Annotated in this window: 20 protein-coding genes, 1 tRNA gene and 1 pseudogene; 9 read left to right on the top strand and 13 right to left on the bottom strand. The window is 72.6% G+C overall.

Translation table 11 applies throughout. The features are described 5' to 3' along the window. Window positions 1-109 precede the first annotated feature (109 nt). The 4 genes from ABH940_RS33760 (at window position 110) to ABH940_RS33745 (ending at window position 2,972) form a co-directional block, all read left to right on the top strand. Window positions 110-421 (top strand): chorismate mutase, encoded by a 312-nt coding sequence (locus ABH940_RS33760; protein ID WP_370067672.1) that lies wholly within the window; start codon window positions 110-112, stop codon window positions 419-421. A gap of 58 nt (window positions 422-479) precedes the next feature. Further along, the gene (locus ABH940_RS33755) at window positions 480-1,289 is read left to right on the top strand and encodes an alpha/beta fold hydrolase (protein ID WP_370107017.1); all 810 of its coding nucleotides are present in this window, start codon (window positions 480-482) and stop codon (window positions 1,287-1,289) included. Window positions 1,290-1,381: 92 nt separating this feature from the next. Next, on the top strand, window positions 1,382-1,933 hold the full coding sequence (locus ABH940_RS33750) for a universal stress protein (RefSeq protein WP_370067668.1): 552 nt from the start codon (window positions 1,382-1,384) through the stop codon (window positions 1,931-1,933). Window positions 1,934-2,012: 79 nt separating this feature from the next. Further along, window positions 2,013-2,972 (top strand): cation diffusion facilitator family transporter, encoded by a 960-nt coding sequence (locus tag ABH940_RS33745; RefSeq protein ID WP_370067666.1) that lies wholly within the window; start codon window positions 2,013-2,015, stop codon window positions 2,970-2,972. A gap of 90 nt (window positions 2,973-3,062) precedes the next feature. On the opposite strand, the gene ABH940_RS33740 is transcribed toward ABH940_RS33745, so the two are convergent. The 4 genes from ABH940_RS33740 to ABH940_RS33725 form a co-directional block, all read right to left on the bottom strand. After that, on the bottom strand, window positions 3,063-4,043 hold the full coding sequence (locus tag ABH940_RS33740; RefSeq protein WP_370067664.1) for a decaprenyl-phosphate phosphoribosyltransferase: 981 nt from the start codon (window positions 4,041-4,043) through the stop codon (window positions 3,063-3,065). Beyond that, a complete protein-coding gene (locus ABH940_RS33735) occupies window positions 4,040-5,269 on the bottom strand; it encodes a phosphodiester glycosidase family protein (protein ID WP_370107016.1) in 1,230 nt (409 codons plus the stop codon). The genes ABH940_RS33740 and ABH940_RS33735 overlap by 4 nt, the downstream gene beginning before the upstream one ends. Before the next feature lie 393 nt (window positions 5,270-5,662). Further along, on the bottom strand, window positions 5,663-6,310 hold the full coding sequence (locus ABH940_RS33730; RefSeq protein WP_370067660.1) for a nucleoside/nucleotide kinase family protein: 648 nt from the start codon (window positions 6,308-6,310) through the stop codon (window positions 5,663-5,665). Window positions 6,311-6,394: 84 nt separating this feature from the next. Continuing rightward, a tRNA-Lys gene (locus ABH940_RS33725) sits at window positions 6,395-6,468 on the bottom strand. Window positions 6,469-6,639: 171 nt separating this feature from the next. Between ABH940_RS33725 and ABH940_RS33720 the strand changes: the two are divergent. Next, a pseudogene (locus ABH940_RS33720) lies at window positions 6,640-7,501 on the top strand (PhzF family phenazine biosynthesis isomerase). A gap of 89 nt (window positions 7,502-7,590) precedes the next feature. Here the strand turns inward: ABH940_RS33720 and ABH940_RS33715 are convergent. The 6 genes from ABH940_RS33715 to ABH940_RS33690 all read right to left on the bottom strand — a co-directional run bounded on the left by ABH940_RS33715 (window position 7,591) and on the right by ABH940_RS33690 (window position 13,808). Beyond that, complete coding sequence (locus ABH940_RS33715; RefSeq protein ID WP_370067944.1) at window positions 7,591-8,193, bottom strand: bifunctional DNA primase/polymerase; 603 nt, start codon at window positions 8,191-8,193, stop codon at window positions 7,591-7,593. A 143-nt stretch (window positions 8,194-8,336) separates the two neighbouring features. Further along, complete coding sequence (locus tag ABH940_RS33710) at window positions 8,337-8,687, bottom strand: hypothetical protein (RefSeq protein ID WP_370067656.1); 351 nt, start codon at window positions 8,685-8,687, stop codon at window positions 8,337-8,339. 199 nt (window positions 8,688-8,886) lie between these two features. After that, on the bottom strand, window positions 8,887-10,302 hold the full coding sequence (locus ABH940_RS33705; protein ID WP_370107015.1) for an AAA domain-containing protein: 1,416 nt from the start codon (window positions 10,300-10,302) through the stop codon (window positions 8,887-8,889). Continuing rightward, window positions 10,299-11,888: a hypothetical protein gene (locus ABH940_RS33700; RefSeq protein ID WP_370107014.1), complete on the bottom strand. Its 1,590-nt coding sequence runs from the start codon at window positions 11,886-11,888 to the stop codon at window positions 10,299-10,301. Before ABH940_RS33700 ends, ABH940_RS33705 begins: the two co-directional genes overlap by 4 nt. Next, on the bottom strand, window positions 11,885-13,111 hold the full coding sequence (locus ABH940_RS33695; protein ID WP_370107013.1) for a hypothetical protein: 1,227 nt from the start codon (window positions 13,109-13,111) through the stop codon (window positions 11,885-11,887). Before ABH940_RS33695 ends, ABH940_RS33700 begins: the two co-directional genes overlap by 4 nt. Window positions 13,112-13,181: 70 nt before the next feature. Beyond that, entirely contained in the window at window positions 13,182-13,808 is a 627-nt protein-coding gene (locus ABH940_RS33690) for a phosphatase PAP2 family protein (protein ID WP_370067648.1), read from the bottom strand. 180 nt (window positions 13,809-13,988) lie between these two features. On the opposite strand from ABH940_RS33690, the gene ABH940_RS33685 reads away from it, so the two are divergent. After that, entirely contained in the window at window positions 13,989-14,720 is a 732-nt protein-coding gene (locus tag ABH940_RS33685) for a TetR/AcrR family transcriptional regulator (protein WP_370067646.1), read from the top strand. A gap of 193 nt (window positions 14,721-14,913) precedes the next feature. Then, window positions 14,914-15,552, top strand: coding sequence for a histidine phosphatase family protein (locus ABH940_RS33680; protein ID WP_370067644.1), 639 nt, complete (start codon window positions 14,914-14,916; stop codon window positions 15,550-15,552). Window positions 15,553-15,588: 36 nt separating this feature from the next. On the opposite strand, the gene ABH940_RS33675 is transcribed toward ABH940_RS33680, so the two are convergent. After that, window positions 15,589-16,047 (bottom strand): heme-degrading domain-containing protein, encoded by a 459-nt coding sequence (locus tag ABH940_RS33675; RefSeq protein ID WP_370107012.1) that lies wholly within the window; start codon window positions 16,045-16,047, stop codon window positions 15,589-15,591. Then, window positions 16,044-17,114: a Gfo/Idh/MocA family oxidoreductase gene (locus ABH940_RS33670; RefSeq protein ID WP_370107011.1), complete on the bottom strand. Its 1,071-nt coding sequence runs from the start codon at window positions 17,112-17,114 to the stop codon at window positions 16,044-16,046. Before ABH940_RS33670 ends, ABH940_RS33675 begins: the two co-directional genes overlap by 4 nt. Window positions 17,115-17,171: 57 nt before the next feature. Here ABH940_RS33670 and ABH940_RS33665 point away from each other — a divergent pair, with 57 nt between their 5' ends. Beyond that, a complete protein-coding gene (locus ABH940_RS33665; RefSeq protein ID WP_370107010.1) occupies window positions 17,172-18,317 on the top strand; it encodes an ROK family transcriptional regulator in 1,146 nt (381 codons plus the stop codon). 125 nt (window positions 18,318-18,442) lie between these two features. Here the strand turns inward: ABH940_RS33665 and ABH940_RS33660 are convergent, their stop codons facing one another. Continuing rightward, on the bottom strand, window positions 18,443-19,756 hold the full coding sequence (locus tag ABH940_RS33660; protein ID WP_370067636.1) for a tetratricopeptide repeat protein: 1,314 nt from the start codon (window positions 19,754-19,756) through the stop codon (window positions 18,443-18,445). Between the two features lie 331 nt (window positions 19,757-20,087). Here ABH940_RS33660 and ABH940_RS33655 point away from each other — a divergent pair. After that, window positions 20,088-20,272: hypothetical protein (locus ABH940_RS33655; protein ID WP_370107009.1), on the top strand; the 185-nt coding region annotated here is incomplete at its 3' end.

The raw sequence follows: 20,272 nt of genomic DNA, 5'->3' as shown, positions 1-20,272 counted from the left end.
TGACCTGGGCAGCAAATGCCGAATCGGTATCCTGGCCCCTCGACGAGGGCCGTGGCGTCGACCGGGCAGCCGGTGCGCCGCAGCCACGCCACAGACACCAGGGGAGCGCATGTCCGAGAGCCACGCCGAAGTCGACCCGCACGCGAAGGCGGAGCTGGACCGCCTCCGCGGCAGCATCGACAACATCGACGCCGCGATCGTGCACATGTTGGCCGAGCGGTTCAAGTGCACGCAGGAGGTGGGCCGCCTCAAGGCGCAGTACCGGCTGCCGCCCGCCGACCAGTCCCGGGAGCGTGAGCAGATCGCCCGGCTGCGCGAGCTCGCGAGCGACGCCCGTCTGGACCCGGCGTTCGCCGAGAAGTTCCTCAACTTCATCATCGCCGAGGTCATCCGCCACCACGAGCAGATCGCCGGTTCCTGACCGCCGTGTCGGAGGAATCCGCTTGACCCCTGACGAAGACCGGGTCAGGGTCGGGGGAATGACGATCTCTCATGAGGTGACGGGGCCGGTCCAGAAGGCCGGGACGCGTGGGGCCGCTGCCGGTGGTGACGCGCTCCCGTTGGTGCTGTTGCACGCCGGTGTCGGTGACAGCCGGATGTGGGATCCGCAGTGGGCGGCGCTGGTCCGCACCGGTCGCCGGGTGGTGCGCTGCGACTTCCGCGGCTTCGGCACGACGCCGCCTGCGGACGGCCCGTACCGGGAGGCTGACGACGTCCTCGCCCTGATGGACGGGCTCGGGATCGAGCGTGCGGTTCTGGTCGGCTCGTCGAACGGCGGCAGGGTCGCCCAGGACGTGGCCCTGGACCGGCCGGACCGGGTCGGCGGGCTGGCGCTGTTCTGCGCTCCCGTCCCGGGCCAGCAGTGGCAGCCCGAGCTGCTCGCTTTCGGCGAGCGCGAGGACGCGCTGCTCGACGCGGGCGACCTGGACGCGGCGACGGAGCTCAACGTGGTCACCTGGCTCGGCCCCGAGGCCGACGACGCCGCGAAGGCGTCCCTGCGGACCATGCAGCGCCGCGCGTTCGAGGTGCAGTCCGGATTGACCGAGGACTTCGCCGCCGCCCCGGTCGAGCGGGACCTGTCGAAGATCGAGGTGCCGACCCTGGTCGTCTCGGGAGCGCACGACTTCCAGGACTTCCGCGACTCTGCCGCACGGCTCGCCGCCGAGCTTCCCGACCCACGCCGGGTCGGACTGCCCTGGGCCGGGCACCTGCCCACCATGGAGCGCCCCGACCAGACCACCCGCCTGCTGCTGGACTTCCTCGACGCGAAGTTCGGCGCCGCCGCCTGACCCTCCCGCTGTGCCGCCCGGGAGGGACGCCTGGTGGGGCGTAGGGTCAGGACGACGTCAACAACGTCGGGGAACCGGAGGGGAAGAGGACGATGGCCAACGAGGACGAGCCGGGAAGCACGGGCAACGCCGAGCGCGCGCGCAACGCTGGTGACGCGGAGGCCGCAGGCACCCCGCAGTCTGCCGCGTACTCCGCGCACGCCTTCGAGTTGGGCACCGACGGTCCGTCGGTGCTGGTGGTCGGTATCGACGGATCCGACTCCTCGATGCGGGCGGCCGCCTACGCCGCGGGGCTGGCGCGGCGACAGGGGGCCAAGCTGGCGCTCGTCTACGTGCAGCCGATCAGCGCGATGGGTGGCGCCGACGTCGGCGCGGCGGTGATGCAGGCGGAGCAGGAGGTCGCCGACGCGTTGCTGGCTGAGATCCGCCAGGCGGCCGAGCGTATGCCCGAACGACAGCATCTGCGCTGGGAGTTCTACACCTCGCCCGGCGACCCGTACCAGGGCCTGGTCGATCTCGCCGACCAGCTCAAGGCGGACGGGGTGGTCATCGGCGCGTCGCAGAAGGCCGGGCACCGGCTGGTCGGCTCGGTCGGCGTCCGCCTGGTGAAGTCCGGCCGCTGGCCGGTCACGGTCGTTCCGTAACCACGGGAAACGTAACCACGGGAAACGCGAGCAGGCGGGGAACGCGAGAAGGCGAGTGCGGAGTGCGGGGTGAGCGGGCATGAGCGCCTCCGGGGGTACCCGGGCGGTGGTCGCGGCGCTGGGCGCCAACCTTGCCATCGCCGCCGCCAAGTTCGTCGCCTTCGCCTTCAGCGGCTCGTCCTCCATGCTCGCCGAGGGCGTGCACTCGATGGCCGACTCCGGCAACCAGGTGTTGCTGCTGATCGGCGGGCGCAAGGCCCGGCGCGCGGCGGACGAGTCGCACCCGTTCGGCTACGGGCGGGAGCGGTACGTCTACGGCTTCCTGGTCTCCGTCGTGCTCTTCACCATCGGCGGCGTCTTCGCGCTCTACGAGGGCTGGGAGAAGGTCCGTCACCCGCACGCCGTCGACCACTGGTACTGGCCGGTGGGCGTGCTGCTCTTCGCGATCGTGGCCGAGGGTTTCTCCTTCCGCACCGCGGTGGCGGAGGCCCGGCCGCTCAAGGGGGCGCAGTCCTGGGCCCGGTTCATCCGCACGGCGAAGGCCCCTGAGCTACCCGTCGTGCTGCTGGAGGACTTCGGCGCGCTGATCGGTCTCGCGTTGGCGCTCGCCGGCGTCGGGCTCGCGGTGCTGACCGGCGACGGTGTCTGGGACGGCGTCGGCACGCTGTGCATCGGTGCGCTGCTTGTCGGGATCGCGTTGGTCCTGGCCGCGGAGACGAAGTCGCTGCTGCTCGGAGAGGGTGCGAGCCCGGCGGCCGCGGCCCGCGTCCGGGACGCGCTGCTGGCCGGCCCCGACGTGGAGCGGGTCATCCATATGCGCACCCTCCACCTCGGCCCGGACGAGCTGTTGGTCGCCGCGAAGATCGCCGTACGCCCGGACGCCGGTGCGGCGGAGATCACGGCGACGATCAACGCCGCGGAGGCCCGGATCCGGGCGGCGGAGCCCATCGCGCGGGTCATCTACCTCGAACCCGACCTCTACAGCGAGGCGGAGGCAGCCGCCGGGCCCGACCCTGACGCGACGCCCGGAGGACGGTGACGGCCCGACAGGCCGCTGCCTGCCGGGCCGTCACGTGATTCACCTGACCCACCGGACTTGCCGGACGTCACTGGACGCGCGGTCCCTGCCTCACATCTCCGGAGCGGCGAATCCGAGGGCGAAGAGGAGCAGCCAGCTCAGCTCCATGAAGATCATCAAGGTGTCCTTGATGAGCAGGTCCTCGATATGGCTGGTCGTCCCGCGCGAGGTCAGCCGGTCGAACCTGACCAGCGCGCCGACCAGCGGCACCACCGTCGCCACATGCCACGAGCGGACCGCATGGTCGGGCTCCATCAGCGCCCAGGCCAGGTAGGCGGCCACCATGGCCAACGCGATCACCCGCTGGGCGACCCGGAGACCGCCGGTCGTGTAGTGCCGCAGCGACGGCCGGTGCGCTGCCGCCGGTGCGCCGAGACCGGCCAGCTCGGTGTGCCGTTTGGCGGTTGCCACGAGCAGCGCGCCGAGGCTGCAGACCAGCACGAACCAGCCCGACGGCGGCACCTGCGAGGAGGCCGCGCCGCCCAGCGCGCGCAGCACGAACCCCGAAGCCACCAGGGTGAGTTCAAGCACCGCGAGATGCTTGAGTCCGAGGCTGTAGAGGAACGAGGACACCAGGTACGCGCTGACCGCCATGGTCAGCCCGTAGCCGGGCGCGGTCAGGCTGAGCGACAGTGCGGCGGCCAGCAGCAGCCCGGCGACGACCATCGCCGTGCCCTCGCTCAGCTCGCCGGAGGCGATCGGGCGCAGGCACTTGCGCGGATGCTGCCGGTCCCGTTCCGCGTCCACCGTGTCGTTGACGAAGTAGACCGCGCAGGACGCCAGGGTGAAGACCACGAAGGCCACCGCGGCACCGCCCAGCGCGCTGCCGCCCCGCGCCTCGAAGTGGCGCGCGGTCAGTTCGGACCCGGTCAGCGGCGCCGCGAAGACCAGCAGGTTCTTCACCCACTGCCGCGGACGCGCGGTGCGCAGTACGGCCGAGGGCCAGCGGGCCCACCCGGCGCGGCGGCCGTCGACGAAGGGGGTCGCCGGGGTCGGCGGCTGCGCGGGTCGCACCGGCTGAGGGGTGGTCATCGCGCGTACACCGCCGTGAAGTCACGGCTCGTCGACTCGTAGTAGCGGTCGGCGGGACGCTCCTGGTCGGGAAGCAGCTTGACCGGTGTCGGGTCGGCCGGGTTCGACTTCGGCTGGTAGTACATGAACGACATCCACGCCGGGTTGATGTCGAGCTGCATGGCCCGCACGCAGCCCGCGCTCGCGAGCAGGTCGGCCAGGGTCCGCACGGACAGGGCCGGGCCGTAGGCGAAGACGAGCCGTCCGTCCGAGGTGACGCCCAGGCCGGAGCGCCAGACGAAGTACTTGCCGGCGATGGTGAGGCCCCAGCCGTATTCGACGTTCTGGTCGACGCTGGCCGGCACCGCGCCGTGATCGACGATCAGCTTGAGGTTCTGGCGGACGCCGGTGACGTTCGGCGTCATCGTCGCGTCACGGCCCCACTGGGCGACCGTCACCTTGCCGTCCTTGGTGAAGACCAGGGAGGCGGTGCCGTCGGTCAGGGTGCCGCGGGTGATGCCGTTGAGGAAGAAGCCGCCCCCGGCCTCGGAGTCGTTGACCTTGAAGCCGCCGTTGAACGTCGCCAGCAGTCCGGTGCGCTGACCGGGCGGAACGGAGGGCGGGACACCCCAGTCGGCGGTGCCCGGGTCGGACTCGCCGGGGTGGAGCTGAAAGCGGAGCAACCGCTGGTCCATCGACACGACCGCCGCGACGTAGGAGGTGTGCTGGTTGTCCGGCCGAAGGAAGGCGCCGAGAACGGCAGGGGTGCCGTGGACGCTGCCGAGCGTCTGCCAGGTCCCTTCGCCGGGGAGCGGCGGTCCGGCGGGGGAGACCAGCCGGGTCGGGACGATCGGTTTCATCGAGGAGGTGCCGCTGTTCTGCACCGGGGCTCCGTCCGGCGTGAGTGCCATCGTCGGCGTGCCGCCGACCTTGGGCGGATGCGCCTTGTACTGCTGGTCCTCGAGGAAGGTGACCAGCGGGCCGAGGTGGTGGTCGCGCCCCCACTCGGCGATCCGGGCGGCCACGCTGTCGTCGCCCGGCGCGGTCAGCGCCTGGCCCACGGACCAGCAGAGCCAGACGAACACCACTGCGATCAGGGCGAGCACGACGCGTGTGGTGCGCAGGCCGAGCAGTCGGCGTATTCGTCGGAACCGCTTGTGCTTGTGCGCCGAGGACGGGCTGCCAGGGCTCTCAGGCTCCTCGGCGGGGTTCTCGGAGACGGACTCGGGCGGCGCTGGTATACCCACGCGGATCTACCTCCTGCCGGGGCGCGCGCGATGGCGCGCATCGGGCACGGGAACGACGGCGCCGTCGATGCCCCCGTGATGACGGCGGTCATGTCTGGTCGCCAGGTCTCTCACGCTAGGTAGGCGGAACCGGAGCCGCCTGTTCGAGTAGGCAGGACGGGTTACGGCCCCGACGGCGCGGCAGGTGGCGCGGTCGCGGGCCGCGTCGGCTCCCTGAACGGCACGGGAGCGGAGCTCAAACGGCCTTCGGCACGCTGATCTTGAGCGTCCGACGGGCGCGGGCGCCGGCCTGGGCACTGGCCTGGGCGCCGGTCCGGCCCCGGCGGGCGAGAGCCGCGGTGACGGAGCTGACGAGGGTGAAGGTGACGGAGGGTTACGACTGCCGAATGAAGATCACGGCTCGACGGTGATCACCCGGACGCCCGGGGCGCGGTGGGCGTCGACCAGGTCACCGTTGGGGCGGTCGTTGGTGTCGACCCAGGCGCGGGCCGCGTGGGCGTCACGGCCGCCTGCGTGCTGTCGGGCGATCAGCCGGGCGTCGCGAACCTCGTCGGCGGTGGCCAGGAACCAGACGACGTCCAGCGCCGCGTGCACCTCCGACCAGCCGGGGCCGGCCGCGTCACCTGCGGCGAGGTAGTTGCCCTCGGTAACGACCAGCCGGGTCGCGGGCCGGACCAGGTGGCGGGCGGCGATCGGCTCGTGCAGGGTCCGGTCGTAGTCCGGCACGTACACCGGCTCCGCCCCCGGGAGGCTGCGCAGTCGCCGCAGCAGCGCGAGGTAGCCCCAGACGTCGAAGCTGGGCGCCGAGCCCTTCCGGTCGGTCAGGCCGAGGCGGGCGAGCTGGATGTTGGAGAGGTGGAAGCCGTCCATCGGGACGTAGGCCGCGGCGTCCGGGCCGAGCCGGTCGCAGAGCTCCGTCACCAGGCGGCGGGCCAGCGTGGACTTGCCCGCACCCGGAGCGCCCGCGATCCCGAGGAGCGCGCGCCCGCCCGGCGCGGGGACCAGCTCGGCGGCGGCGTCGACCAGCTCCTGTGCCTTCATGGCTCCACCTGTCCTCGGCCGGACGTCTGCCGCGCCAACGCCGAAGGGCCTCCTTGCGATAACAAGGAGGCCCTTCGCTGTCTGTGCGCCGCCAGGGACTCGAACCCCGGACCCGCTGATTAAGAGTCAGCTGCTCTAACCAACTGAGCTAGCGGCGCCTGCTGACGTGGAAGACTTTACATGAACGGCGACCGAATGCCGAATCCGTTCCGCCCGGCCACCACCTGGCCGCCGACCGGCAAATGCCTCGTCCCCGGATCGCCCTGCTGCCGTTCTGCCTCCTCGAATCGTTCGTTGATCTTGTCGGACCCGCGTGGGATCTTGGACGCATGCCCGGACCCGTGCGTCTCCCCAGTGATGTCCTGCGCTACACGGCGTTCTCGACCGATCCCGCGGGCGGCAACCCCGCCGGCGTCGTGCTGGATGCCCGCGGCGTCCCGGACGCCGACATGCTCGCGGTAGCGGCTCAGGTGGGGTACTCCGAGAGCGCCTTCGTCACCGAACGCGACGAGGAACGCCGACGCTTCCGGGTGCGCTACTTCAGCCCGCTGGTCGAGGTCGCCTTCTGCGGGCACGCCACGGTCGCCACCGCGGTGGCCCTGGCCGAGCGGCTGGGGGAGGGCTCGTTGCTCTTCGACACGGGGGCGGGCGAGATCGCCCTGGAGGCCGCCAAGGGCGAGGGCGGTGTGATCCGCGCCACGCTGACCAGCGTGCCGACCCACTCGCGGTCCGTGGACGCCGCGGTGCTCGCCGAGGCGCTGACTGCGCTGGGCCCCGGAGGATCTGGACGGCGAACTGCCGCCGCGCGTCGCGTTCGGCGGGGTGGAGCACCTGGTGCTCGCTGTTCGCTCCCGTGCGCGGCTGGCGGCGCTGGACTACGACTTCGACGGACTGGCCGAACTGATGGGCCGTCAAGGTTGGACGACGCTGCAGCTGGTGTGGCGCGAGAGCCCGGAGCTCTACCACGCGCGCGACCCGTTCCCGATCGGCGGCGTGGTCGAGGACCCGGCCACCGGCGCGGCTGCTGCGGCGTTCGGAGGTTACCTGCGCGACCTGGGCGCACTCCCGGCGTCGGGCGCCTTCACCATCCGCCAGGGCGAGGACATGGGCCGCCCGAGCACCCTGGTCGTCGCCGCCTCGCCGGACGACGAGCGGGTGCGGGTCTCCGGCACGGCGGTGCCCATCGGCTGAGTCCCGCGCCGTTCCGGTTTCGGCACGGCCGTCAGCCCGTCAGCCCGTCAGTCCTTCGGCGTGACCTTGCAGCCCTCAGGCGCGGAACCTCAGCCCGCCGGGACGAAATCGGGCGGGGCCACGTCCGGTGCGGGGGAGGGCGCACCGGACGTAGCCGCCGCCAGCTTGGCGGCCTCCGCGCGGGCCGCACCGCCGGGCAGGTCGCGGGAGGCGCGGACACAGGCCCACAACAGGGTGGAAGCGCCGGGGAGCCAGGGCTCGGGGCCGTCGGGCGCGACGATCCAGCGCCCCTGGGCCTCCGGCGCGTCCAGGGGTCGCTGCAGCGGCGGAACGGTGATCGCGTCGCCCTGGCCGTGGCAGAGCAGGGGCGGGACGTCGCGTGCCCACTCCTCCCAGACCAGCAGCGGGCGGAGGCGCGCGGCGGTGCCGGGCTCGGCGAAGATCAGGATCCGGCCGCGGAGGGTGGCCACCGGCCCGCAACCCGGCCCGCTCGCCCAGAGCTCGTCGAGCACCCTGCGGCCGAAGAGTCCGGGCAGGTTGATCACATCGAAGACGCGGCCGCAGGGCAGGACCGTGGCGGCCCACGGGCGCGTCTCCCAGAGCGCACGCATGCTGCGCGGGTACTCGCTCGCGGAGGCCAGCCAGGCCTCGCCGGCGACGGTCACGTACTCGACGGAGTCGTAGGTCCACATGTCCACGGTCCAAGCTGTATCGGGACGCGGAAGACGGCCGCACCGGAACCTGGGAAAGCCGGACACGTAGGGGTGAATCGGAGTAACATCTGCTGCCTTTGGCATATGCCAGGGGGGTAGGAACGGCGGTGCGGGGCCGGTCCCTACGCAAGCGGCCGGCTTCTCATCAGGCCACGCCCGTGCTCGACCATCTTGGCGGCATAGTCCGGAGTCCAGTCGGCGCGGGCCGCGATCTCCTCGAGAGTGAGGTTGTCGAACCGGCGCGGGTCGGCGAGTTGGGCCGCCGCTATCGCCTGGAACTCGGAGGCGCGCTCCGCAGCCGCGCGGAACGCGAGCGTCAGCTCGGTTGCGCGGCCGAGCAGCTCGCGCGGGTCCTCGATCGACTCCAGGTCGAAGAAGTGCTCGGTCTCCGGCTCCGCCAATCCGGGCTCGAAGAGCAGCGGGGCAGGGCGGAGCCTCCTCTGCGACGAGCGATCGGGCGTGGAGTCGGACATCGGACACCTCCTGATGCGTGCGGACGAGCTGCCGGCAGTCCATTGTCGGTCCGAAGCTGCCGGGTGAGGAACAGGGCCTCTCCACCTGGTTATTCCCGTGACGGCGCAGCGGGATTCGGCCTGTTTTCCCGCGCTTCACCGCGCCTGCGGGCTGTCTGTGGGCGGTCTGCGGGCCGCGAGTGGAACCACAGGCGCCGGCTCAGGGCCGGCAGCGGACCCGGTGGGGGCCGAGGTGCTCCAGCACGGCCTGGTTGGCCTCCCAACCGTCCGGGAACTTCAACGTCACGCCCAGCTGGACCGGTTCGGCCGAGGGGTGTTCGTCGAGCAGCTCCGGGATCCCCGCCCTGGCGACCACGACGCACGCGTGGCGGTGACGGGACGTCAGCACGCAGAGGCGGCCGGTCTCCAGATGGAAAGCGGTGGCGTCCGGACGCCCGGACAGCGGGTGGAGCACCACGGTGACGTCGTACTCGCGCCCCTGCAAGCGGTTGGCCGTGTCGACGGTCACACCGCCGGCGCCGAGCGCCGCAAGTGCCGCGCGAACCGCCGAGGCCTGGTCGCGATGGGCGGTGCCGACAGCGACCCGGTCGGCGGTGAGTTGCTCCTCGCCCCGCTCCGAGAGCGTGCTCCCGCCGCGGGCCAGCAGTCGGGCGACCACGGCCGCGACCGCGGCGACCGCCTCCGGATCGGTGCGGACGGTGTGCCGAGGCGGAAGCTCCAGCAGACCCCAGCCGGAGGCCGCGGCCACGTCGAGGACCTCGTCCGCCGCGGCCGCCAGGCGCCGTGTGAGAGTGCCCGGGAGCGTGGGAGTGGTCAGGGGCGCGGGTGCGCCCAGCAGCAGTCGGCGGTCGCCGGGTTCGGTCCCGGCGCGGAACGGGGTGAACGGGTAGAACGCGTCGGAGATCAGCGGCGCGGCGGAGGCCGGCAAGCGCCAGGAGACGGGAAGCCGGTGCGGAACGATGCCGGGGTTGTGCGCGAGCAGCGTGACGACCGCACTCTGCGAGGGGTCGTAGCTGAGCCCCGCCCAGGCGTCCGCATCGACGATGCTGAACGGGTCCAACTGGCCCGGATCGCCGACGAAAAGCGCCCGCTCGAACAGCCGCGCCACGGCGAGCAGCGCGTCCGAGCGCATCTGGTACGCCTCGTCGACGATCGCGTGACGCCACGGATCGACGTCCTTCACCCACTGCCACTTCGCCGCCGTGGCCACCACGACCGGCAGTTCGCGCAGGTCGGAGACCTTGGTCGAGGCTACGACACCCGGGTGGCGCAGGGCGTGCCCGGCCGGGGTCGCGTCGCTGCCGTGGAGACGGCCGATGGCCAGCCCGGGGTCCTTCTCGGCGAGCCGGTCGACCAGGTCGTCCACCTGGCTGTTGGTCTGCGCGACGATCATCAGCCGCTCGCCCGCACCCGCGAGCTCGCGGGCGGCCCGGACCACGAGCGTCGACTTGCCTGCGCCCGGAGGCGAGTCCACGACGGTGCCGCGCTCGCTGCCGTGCACCGCGGCCCGCAGGATCGCCGCGACCGCGGCGTCGGCCTGCTCGCCCGGGGACGGCGGGGCGGCGGACGTCCCCGACGCCTCGGATGCCCCGTACGGGTCGGTGGTGCTGCTCACTGCGGCGGGCCTCCGTGGGTCCAGGGGGTGTCCTCGGGCTCCGGCAATGGCGCGGACTGACGTGCCGACAGTTCGAACAGGGTGAAGCAGACCTGTTCGCCGGGCTCGGGGACGCTGCCCTGCTCCGGCTCCTTCTTGCGGCCCATGCCGCTCAGCAGACGTACCGTCAGCAACCCGGCCGCCTCGTCGATCCCGGTCAGCTCGGCCTTCTGGGCGGACGGACCGTTGGCCCGGTGCAGCTCCGAACCGGCCTCGACGTGGGGGCGGTCGGCGGTGCGGACGGTCACCAGCGGGCGCGGCTTCGGGCTGCGGCCGCTGGTGTCGTAGGCGGGTTCGACGGACACGACCTCGCCGGCGAAGGCCTGTCCGGCAAGCCGGTGCTCGGCCATGGCCAGCGGGTCGTCCAGCGCCTCCTGCAGGTCGAGGCGGGTCAGTTCGCGTTCGCGCTGGGCGAGTTTGCGCGCGGCGGTCACGGCGTCGTCACGCACCGGCTGCGGCGGCTCGCCCGCGGCCAGTCGGTCGCGGTGGCCGGTGTACGACCAGCGGTCGCCCTCCCACCGCTCGGCCACATGCGCGCCGGGCGGCAGCGTGCGCAGCAGGTCGATGCCCTGCCACACCTGCTGCCAGACCGGGAGCAGCACTGCCTCCAGCAGCGCGTCGATCTCGGCCGCGCGTGCCGCGACCACGTGCGCGGCCTGCTCGTCGTCGCCGACTCCACCGTCTGCCGCTTCGGTGACGGTTCGGTCCGCGGTGGCGCGGGCGGCATCCCGAGCGGCGTCGCGAGCGGCGTCGTGGCGGGTGATCGCGGGACCAAGCACGGCACGGTCGAAATCGGGGTCGGTGGCCGGACCGGCCGGAGGGCAGAGGAGTTGGCCCTGCACGTCCCGTTCGTTCTCCGCCCGCAGCGCCGCCCGCTCGCCGCGTTCGCCCTCGGGTGGGGCGATCCAGCCGAGCAACGCGCCCAGATGCGCGTCCTCCAGTGAGCTCTGCCCCGTCGCCCAGTGGCGCGCCAGCACCCCCGTCAGCGGCAGCAGCAGGGACGAGCCCGGCACCTGTGCGCGCTCGGCGAGGTGGGTGAGCCAGCGCCCCAACAGCGGCACCCAGGGCGGAGCCGGGAACGGACCCGGGTCGGCGTCCTCGGCCGTGCGCCGGAACCGCATCGACCGGCCGAGCAGGCCGAGCAGCTCGACGCCGCCCTGGTTGGGAACGATCAACTGTGGTGCGTCGGAGTAGAGTTCGCGGACCTCTGTGGTGCGCTCACCCGAGTCGGCGTCCTTGCCGGTGCGTTCGATGAGTTCGACGGACTCGCCGAAACCCTCCAGATACGGCAGCAACTCGTCGGCCAACCGGGCCAGGAAGGCGAACCGCAGGTCGCGGTCGAGCGGCTGTGGCACGGTGAGCAGTACCGGCCGCTCGCGGTCGCACCCGAGCAGGGCCGCGAGTGGCGCGCCCGTCTCGCCGGCAGCGGTCAACGGCACCAGGACGAAAGGCCGTTCGGCCAGATGCCGGTGGCGGACCGTGGCCAGCGGTTGGGCTCGGCCCGACCGTACCGCCTCCAGTCGGGCCAGGGTGGACAGCAGGCTCACCGCACGACCGCCATGTCGCGTGCGGACATCGTCGCTGTCGCTGTCGCTGTCGCTGTCGCTGTCGCCGTTGCTGTCGCTGCCGCAGCGGGCGTGGCAGTGGCCGTGGCCAGCGCCTCGCGGCGGAGCTCGGCCGCTCGTGCCAGTGCGCCGCCGGGTGTGGTGGCGGCGAGGGCCTCGTCGACCGTGGTCAGGCTGCCGAGTTCGCCACGGACGCCACGACCGAGCGTCTCCACCGACCCGGCGGCGCGCGCCTGTGACCTGCAGTGGAACGCCAACTCGCAGGCGGCCAGGCAGTCAGGTGCGTAGGCATGGGGGAGCGCGTCGACGGAGTGCGGCGCGTCCTCCAGGCTTGCCCTGGGCGGGAGCACGTCGAGCAGCTGTTCCACCCGGGTGAGCCGGGCGAGCTGACGCCTGGTCACGGCGATCTGCTTGCGCAGGTCCACCGACGCGGCGGTAGGCGCGTTGCTGAAGTCGCGCGGGCAGACCAGCAGGCCCGTCGTGCTCGGAGCCGCGGCCAGACCCTCCGGCTCGGCGTATGGGGAGGCGGGCAGCGTCGTGCCCTCCAGCGCAGCAGCGGTCGCACGCAGCGCCAGCACGTAGACGGCGGCCTGGCGGGCTGCCGCGCCCACCTTGGCCGGATCGGCGGCTCCGTCCAGGATCGGGAAGGACTTGATCTCCAGCACCGTCCAGCGCCCGTCCGGCCGGACGACGACGGCATCGGGCTCCAGCGAGACCGTGGACCCGGCGACCTCGAGCCGCAGTAGCGGATGGTCCAGCACCGTCCACACGCCGGGCCGCGCCGAAGCCTCGGCCAGCACCGACCGGGTACGCGCGGCCCGGACCGCGGCACCGTCCTTGACCAGCAGGTCCGGCACCTCGACCGGAGTCTGCTCGTCGCCCTCGGGCAGCAGCGTCCGACGCAGCAGGGCGACCAACTCGGCGCAGCCATCGGCGCGCAGCCGTCGCTCGAAGACCAGGCCGCGCGCTATCGCGAACGGTGACTGGCCCATCGCCCCCGGAGCGCCGAGCCGTTCGGCCAGCGCGGCCTTGTCGACCCCGGCGGCGTCCAGCACAGCCCGTCGTCCGCACCCCGGATTGGCGGCGAGCGCGGCCAGTGTCCGCGCGTCCATGCTCCGCGCGGCGGCACGACCGCGGAGCGCGGCGAGCCGCGATTCGAGCGGGGTGAGCGGCGGGTCGACCCGCATGTGCGTCGAGTGGTTCATGGTGCCCGCCAGTGTGGCACCTTCCACTGACAATTCGGGATGTCCTTCGGGGACGTGCGTCAGACGTGCGTCACGGGGGAGACATGGACGTCGGGCGTCGGCTGAGGGCTCTCGGGTTCGCTCGCTGGACCGGGCCGGCCAGGAGGCCGCCGAGGACGACCACGGCGGCGCCTGCCAGGATGTCGAACAGGTAGTGGCTGCCGGTCCCCGTCACCACCAACGCGATGATCACCGGGTAGAGCAGCCCCAGCGTCCGGACCGTCCGGTCCCGCGCGAACCGGACCAGCATCACGCCGCACCAGAGCGCCCAGCCCACATGGAGACTCGGCATGGCGGGCAGCGCGCGGGGTGGCGCAGCGGGGAGGCAGGCGAAGCCGGTCAGAGCGAGCACGGTGGTGATCCCGAGCCAGGTCCGGGCGCGACGGTAGGCGTGGCGGTGCCGTCGCCACAGCCAGATCAGCACGGCCGGGGTGGCCAGGTAGTGCAGCGTCGCGTAGGCGAAGTCGGCAGGTATGCCGAGGTCGAGCAGACGGGTCGCGCCGCGGTGGGTGCTGTTGATGCCGCCGCGGACCAGGAGGCTGCTCCCGTCGTAGGCGAGGTAGATCACCACGACGAGCAACAGCTCCCGCACCGATGCGCCGAGTGCGTCGTGTGGTGCGACGTTCCTGTGCCCCGGTGTGGTGGCGGTCGATGACATGGCGGGCTCCGGGCGCGACGGGACGATTCGGCATGGAAACCGTACGCAGTACCGTACGCCGTACGCCAGGTCTTGTCGCAACCGCCCCCGGTCTCGGTGCGAGTGGCCCGCGAACCCGGTCGAACACACCCGTTGTGGTGCCTTTTACCGGCCGTTACCTCACCTGTGTACGCTCCTGGCATGCCCTCCGAGCAGTCCGCCGGCACCGTTGCCAGGCCCAGGCCGACGCGGCGGTCGCGTGCGCCGCGGGGATCGTTGAGCGCCGAGCTGATCATCGAGCGGGCCCTCCGCCTGCTGGACGACAAGGGCCTGGACGCCTTCTCGATGCGCGCCCTGGCCGAGGACCTGGGCGTCGGCACGATGGCCCTGTACACCTACTTCCGCGGCAAGGACGAGCTGTTCCGTGCGGCCAGGGACCGGGTGCTCGACACCTACGTCCCGCCCAGCACCGAGGGCAGTTGGGACCAGCAGCTGCGGGCCGCCTGCATCGCGGTGCACGACCTCTTCACCGGCCGTCCGGCCGTGCTGCGCCTGCTCGCCGAGTCCACCGGCCACGACGACTTCCTCGACGCGGCCACGTCGGCGATGGAGCGGATGCTCATGCTGTTGCGCGAGGCGGGACTGGGGCGCGAGGACGTGACGCGCGCCTATGGCACGCTCTCACGCTTCACCATCGGCTCCGCGCTCCGCGAGATCCGTGTCTGCGCCCGCCCGGAGGCAGTCGAACGCTTCCGCAGCCGCCTGGCAGCGCTTCCGCAGGACCGCTTTCCGAACCTGGCCGATCTCGCGCCCGAGATGCTCGCCTGTGCGGGCGACGGCGCGGGCCAGTACGCCTACGGGCTGGACCTGATCCTCTGCGGCATCCGCGAGCGTGCCCGGCAGGCGGCCGAGGCACCCGCGTCGCAGGCCTGACCAGCCGGGATCGTGGCTGACCGGCTCGGGTCGGGGCGGGGTGCGATCCGGATCCGGGTCGCGATCCGGGTGGGGTGAGGCGGGGCGGGATGTGAGGCCGGGCCGGGTCGGCGTCGTTCGGGTCGGCAGTCGGGGGATCATGGGAGATGTCCTGCGCGCCTTGCGCGCCCCGCACGCCCCTGGAGGAACGTTCATGCCCGCGCGGCTGCTGCTGGTTCGGCACGGTGAGACCGACTGGTCGGCGACTGGTCGCCACACCGGGCGGACGGACATCCCCCTCACCGACGAGGGCCGCACGATGGGCCGTCGCCTGGGTGAGCGGTTCGCCGCCGCGCCATGGCACGGCCTGGTGGACGCGGAGATCCTGAGCAGCCCGCTCTCCCGCGCCAGGGAGACCGCCGAACTGGCGGGCTTCGGTGAGCGCCTGGCCCTCGACGACCGGCTGCTCGAATGGGACTACGGCAGCTACGAGGGCCTGACCGGCCCCGAGATCCGCGCCGGGGCGCAGCCGGGCTGGCTGATCTGGCGCGACGGCGTCCCCGCGGGCGAGAAGATCGGCGAGGTCAGTGCCCGGGTGGACGCGTTCCTCGCCGACATCGACGCCCGTGCGGGCGTGCCGGACCCGGACACCACCGTGATGCACAGCGCCGACCGCGACCTCGTGGTCTTCGCCCACGGGCACCTGCTCCGCATCCTCACCGCGCGCTGGCTGGGCCTGCCGCCGGAACAGGCGCAGCGCTTCAAGCTCGGCCCGGCCACGCTGTCAGTGCTGACCTGGGAGTACGGCGCCCGTGCCGTCGAACGTTGGAACGACGCCGCGCATCTGGCGTAGGGCTGTCTTCCGGATCAGGTCGGGATCACGCTGGGATCAGCCCTCCAGGAACCGCTCCAGCGCCTCGACCACCAGCTTGTGGTCGTCCACCTGCGCCAGCCCCGACACGGCGACCGTTCCGACCAGGCCGACATCGGTGACGACCACCGGGAACGCGCCGCCGTGCGCCGCATAGCGGTCCGGGCAGAGCCGCGACTTCTCCTCGAAGCTGCTGCCCTTCTCGCGGAAGCGCTGCCCGACCAGGTAGGAACTGGCACCGTAGCGTCGCACCACACGGATCTTCCGCTCGATCCATGCGTCGTTGTCCGCGCAGGTACCGGGGAGGGCGTAGTGGAACAACTGCTGTTCGCCGCGGCGGATGTCGACGGTGATCGGCAGCCCGCGCTCCCCGGCCAGCTCGGCGAGCAGACAGCCCAGACGCCAGGCGTCCTCGTTGGTGAAGCGGGAGAACTGCAACCGCCGCTCCTGCTCGACCAGTTCGGCGGTCGTCGTCACAGTGCCACCGTCCGGCCCTCGGCGGAGGAGAGACGCGCGGCCTCCAGCACGGTCAGCGTGTTGATCGCGTCGCGCGCGGCGACCGGCGCGGGCGCGCGCCCGTGGAGAGCCTCCACGAGCCGGGCGTAGAAGTCCTGGTACGCGCCGGGGAGGGTCGGGTGGGCGACCGAGTCGTCGACGGTGCCGAGCCGTCCATAGCGCTCCGGGGGAGTCTCGCCCCAGCCCTCGTCGGCGGGGGTGCGTCCGGCGCGCAGCGCATCCTCCTGGCCGTCCAGCCCGTAGCCGACGTAGGAGGCCTCGCTGCCCAACACCCGGAAGCGCGGGCCGAGATCGGCGGCCACCGCGCTCGTCCACAGGTGGGAGCGGGTGCCGTCGGCGTGGGTCAGCGCCACGAAGGAGTCGTCGTCGGCCTGCGCGCCGCGTCGACGGACATCCAGCTCCGCGTAGACGCGGACGGCGGGTCCGAAGAGGGTGAGCGCCTGGTCGACCAGGTGGCTGCCCAGGTCGTACAGGACGCCGCCGGCCTCGGCCGGGTCGCCCAACTCGCGCCAGCCGCCCTTGAGGTTGGGGCGCCAGCGTTCGAAGCGCGACTCGAAGTGGTGCACCGTGCCGAGCCGACCCGAGCGGATCAGCTCGCTCACCGTACGGAAGTCGCCGTCCCAGCGCCGGTTCTGAAACACACTCAGCAACACGCCACGCGCCTCCGCGAGCTCGGCGAGGGCCCGGCCCTCGGCGGCGGTTGCGGCCAGGGGCTTGTCGACGACGACCGGGACCCCGGCCTCCAGTGCGGCGGTCGCGAGCGCGACGTGGGTCCGGTTGGGGGAGGCCACCACGACCAGGTCCAGCCCGAGCGGCCAGAGTTCGGCGGCGTCGGCCAGGAGTCGGGCTTCCGGGTACCGGGCGGCGGCCTGGTCCCTGCGCTCCGGGTTCGAGGTGACGACCGCGTCCAGGTGCAGTCCCGGGGTGTTCGCGATCAGCGGTGCGTGGAAGACCGCACCCGCGACGCCGTAGCCGATCAGGCCTACGCGCAGCGGGGCGGCGTTGTTCTCTGTGCGGTTCGCAGCCATGCCCCCCAGTTAAACAACAGTGTGGATTAAGTGGCAAGCAAGCCGCATAATCAATTCGTGGCCTCCCTCTCGTCCCGTTCCACTGAACCCGCTGACCTCGCCGATTCCACTGGTTCCACGGGTTCCGCCGGTGCCGCGAGCGCGTCGACCGCCCGGGCGGGTGCGAATCTCACCGCGCTGCGCGACCACAATGCGGCGGCCGTGCTGAGCCTGGTCCGTGCCGCCGGGGCGGGCGGGGTCAGTCGCGTCGAGCTGGCGCGGGGCTCTGGGCTGACTGCCCAGGCGATCAGCAAGATCGTCCAGAGGCTGCTGGAGGACGGCCTCGTCGGGGAGTCCGGGCGCGGGGCCTCGACCGGCGGGAAGCCTCGGACCCTGCTGGCCCTTGTTCCCGAGGCGCGTTGGGCGCTCGGCGTTCAGTTGGGGCGCGACGCCCTCACGGTCCTCCGAGCCGACCTCGCCGGACGGGTCGCGGACACCCGTCACCTGCCCATCGACCTGGCGGAGTGGGGGCCCGGCCCGGTGCTCGACCTGCTGGCCGAGGAGGTGAACCGGCAACTGACCGCCGTCGAGCGCGAACGGGTCCTCGGGGTGGGCGTTGCCTCGCCGGGGCCGCTGGACCAGCAGGCCGGCGTGCTGCACGAGGTCACCGGAGCTCCTGCCTGGAACCGAATGGCGCTGCGCGATGCCGTCGCGGACCGCCTCGGGCTGCCCACCGAGATCGAGAAGGACAGCACGGCCGGAGTGCTCAGCGTCCTGGGTTCCCCGAACCGGGCGTTCATCCACCTCGACCACGGTCTCGGCGCTGGTCTCGTCCTCGGTGGTGCGGTCCAACGTGGAGCGCGCACCAATGCCGGAGAGTTCGGGCATCAGGTCCTCGACCCCGCGGGCCCGCGCTGCCGTTGCGGCAACCGCGGCTGTCTGGAAGCGCTCTGGCAGGCGGCAGCCACGCCGGAGCAGGCGGCACGGCTTCTCGGCGAGGGTGTCGCCAACCTGGTCCGGCTGCTGGACCTGGACGAGGTCGTCCTCGGCGGTCGTGAGGTGGCCGACGCCCCCGAGGCCTACCTCGCGGCGGTGCGGGAGGTCCTCGACGCCAGGCTCCCCGACCCGTCCTGGCAGCGTGTCTCCCTCGCCGTCGCCCCGGCTGGGCGGGATGCCGTGGCCCTGGGCGCCGCCGGGTTGGTGCTGACGCGCGTGTTCGGCTGAGGCACGCCCAGTCGGACGGGGCCGCAGCCAAGGGCCCTCAGGCGCGGGGCCGTAGCCGACGGCCCTCAGGCGTCGGACCGCAGCCAAGAGGCCCGAGGCGCGGGGCCCCGCCCTCGGTCGGCGGCTCAGCTTGCCAGCGCCAGCTGGTACCGCTCCAGGAACTCAGCCACCTCGGGGACGCGGCTGAGCCCGCGGCTGCGCATCCGCTCCGCAGTCGCGGAGACCATGCCCCTGATCCGCGTCGAGCGCACCGAGGTGAGCAGGGCGACCGCGTCGGAACCGGTGCAGGCTGCCTCGACGACCGAGCCGCGGCCGAGCTCGTCGTGCGCCAACTCGGCGGTGTACAAGGCGCGGTTGCGTACGAAGTGGGTGGGCTGCAGCGTTATGGCCTGTTCGGCCCAGCGCGCGGCCGAGTCGAACTCGCCCAGGGCGGCCCAGCATTGGGCGGTCAACCCCGCCAACTCGCCCTCGTTGAAGAAGGACATCCACTCGGGATCCGCCTCCGAGGTGCCGGCTTCGAAGTGGCCTCGGGCCTCGCCCAGGGCGCGGGCGCAGGCTCCGCGATCGCGCAGCAGTGCCCAGCCGCCCGCCTCGCGCAGCGAGAGCAGTGCCAGCAGGCGCGGCGAACCGAGCTCGGCCGCTGCCGTGCGCGCGGCCTGCGCGGCCCGGACCGACTCGCGGGGGCGTCCCGCATCACGCGCGAGGAAGGCGGCGTTGCAGAATGCGTGCGCCTCCAGAGCGGGGTCGCCGGCCATCCGCGCGGTGGCGAGGGCCTCGGCGTAGAGCGAGCGGGCCTCGCCGAGCCGGCCCGAGTCGTGGGCGAGCCAGCCGACCGAGATCGCCAGCTCGCCTGCCCAGGCTTGGAGTTGCTGCTCGACCTTGGCCGTGTAGGAGCCACAGTTGAGCAGTTGGTAGGCCGAGCGCAGGGTGTCACCGGCCCGCTCGAACAGGGTGTCCGCGCCGTGGACGTCGTCCAGCAGTCGGATCTGACGGACCGCCGACTCGACCTCGCGGACCTCTCGGGCGCCGACCTTGGTGCCCACGACCGGCTCGGCCGGGGCGGCGGTGCCTCCCGCCGCCCCGGCGGCCGCGGCCTGAGTCGGGACGTCCCAGCTCAGAGCGGTGGCCACGGCCAGTGGGCCGCCGGTCAGGAACGTGCGTCGCTGCACGTCGTCTTTCTCCTCATCGAGTGGTGCCGCGGAGGCGGGTCTGCACCGGGCCTCCTCGCGGGGTGTGAAGCCCAGCTCGGCCAGTCCGGCGCCCGGGAACATGTGCCGGAACACCCGCTCGTAGGCGTAGTTGGGGCACCGGATCTCGCCCGACTCCACCCGGCCGACGTAGCGCGCGTCGCAGGAGACGTGCTCCCCGATCTCGCGCGCCGCGCGGCGCACCGAGGCGGCGAACTCGCGCGGCGAGAGATCCCCGCGGAGATCGCGCATCCGCAGGTTGGGAGAGGGTTGCGAACGGAGAGAGTCGTGAGCCATGCGGCACCCCCTGGTACGGAACAGCAGTGGTGAGGTTACTCTCCGCAAAAATTCGAACACGCAGGGTTCTGTGACAAATCGGACGTGCTCGCTTCGATCTGCTATGAAATGCCATGGCCTGCCCTGCCTACACCCGTGGCCCGTGATCGGCTGTCGCGTTGTACCTGGTACCGCAGGGTCGTTCGCGGCGCGGCAGGACCGCGTTCGACCAGGCGTGATTGCGTGATCCTGCCGGATCAGGGAGGCCCGGGTGCGACCCGGCACGGCCAAGGAGGCACCTGTGCAGGTGGATACGGGACGTCAGGCGGCGGCCGAGTGCCGTGCGCGCAGGCTGGTCGAGGCCGCCGACCAGTGCGACCGGGTTGACCGGGTCGCACTGGTCGAGGCCGCCGACCAGTGCGACCGGGTTGACCGGGTCGACGGATGGGAGGACAGGGCGCGTGGCATGGTCGACCTGGTGACGGTCCCTGA

The sequence above is a fragment of the Streptacidiphilus sp. BW17 genome, assembly GCF_041262485.1.
Taxonomy (GTDB): Bacteria; Actinomycetota; Actinomycetes; order Streptomycetales; family Streptomycetaceae; genus Streptacidiphilus.
The sequence above is the reverse complement of the archived record's forward strand: the minus strand, read 5'-3'. Positions and strand labels throughout refer to the sequence as shown.